We start from the raw sequence: 1,201 nt of genomic DNA, 5'->3' as shown, positions 1-1,201 counted from the left end.
ATTTTCAGTACTCCACTGTATAGCGCGAGAGAGTATCTGTTGATATAACGTGGCCTGTTCAAAAAACAGACGCCACGGCTGTTTTGCCAAAACCAGAACCTATTATTACCTGCATAGTTAATACTGAAAGACTCCTGTATTCAGCACGTTGATAGATTGGCCATGATGAAAACCGGCAAGGAGCAAGGATGTATTACGACGATGAAGTCATCGGTTATTTACAGGATAATAAAATTCTGGCGCTCCAGTTCGATCGCGTTTTAACGGGCACGGGAGAGATGGTTGCGGATTCGATTGATACGTTAGAAGCGGGTTTAACGCGTGCGCTTTATTACACGTCATGTTTTACAGAAGAGTATCAAGACGTTTGTAAGCAGCAGAGGAGTGAAGACTTACGGTTTGGCCTGAGTATTTACTATCTAATAAGGCATGGCAATGTCACCATTGAAATGCTTAAAATATATTTTAATAACATTTTAAAATATAAAACTAATGAGCAATTAGAATACATCAAACAACAGCTAATGGCAGTGAATATTCATATTTCCGCCAACTCTCTTACGACTCAGGGATTTGCCGCAGGTGTCGCCTTATCAGTCGCCATCGGTATGAATATGAGCCTGGAGATAAATACTATGGTAAGGCGCAGAGCGGCTTATGTTGCTACAGGTATCGGTTTGTACGGAATTGTCCAGAAGGCCGCTGAAAGCGCACATCGTCTTCAATATCAGCATCCTGATTTTTACGCGGCGCTATATGATCAGGAACTGGAAATGATGTATTTCATGATCGAGCCACTATTTGTACGTGCCGAGGCATTTAAACAATCCACCTCAGATGAAGATATTACAAACATAATCAGCAGGATGATTCGATGAGTATATTGAACTTTATCTTGAACATTACCTTGAACCTTATCAAAAGATTTTTTGTTCGTATGTTTAAATCTTTGATCTCAATGTACGGCCCTTCCGTAATAACAGTGATATATGCTATTGCCCAGATCAAATTATTCCCTAATCTTCCACTTTGGTTTATACCGTTATTCTTCTTACTTGTTGTATATATATTTCCATTTTATGTGAAATGGTAAATATTGCTTACTTATTTTAATTTAACTTATTAATAAGGATCTCCCATGTCTACTCCCGCACATTTATGGCTTGAAGATGAGAACGGTTCACCGATTATCGGTAGCTGC

Annotated in this window: 1 protein-coding gene; it reads left to right on the top strand. The window is 39.1% G+C overall.

The window, feature by feature from the left end; translation table 11 throughout:
• The first annotated feature begins 188 nt into the window (after positions 1-188).
• Positions 189-878, top strand: coding sequence for a hypothetical protein (locus RW65_RS00015; protein WP_039054640.1), 690 nt, complete (start codon positions 189-191; stop codon positions 876-878).
• Positions 879-1,201: the final 323 nt, after the last annotated feature.

The sequence above is a fragment of the Enterobacter sp. Bisph1 genome (assembly GCF_000814905.1).
Lineage (GTDB): Bacteria > Pseudomonadota > Gammaproteobacteria > Enterobacterales > Enterobacteriaceae > Kosakonia.
Note: the sequence above shows the minus strand (reverse complement) of the source record. Positions and strands in the feature narration are given on the sequence as shown.

Bases quoted from the DNA above. Each gene is read 5' to 3' on its own strand.
- RW65_RS00015 (WP_039054640.1), top strand. From the start codon at position 189: ATGTATTACGACGATGAAGTCATCGGTTATTTACAGGATAATAAAATT.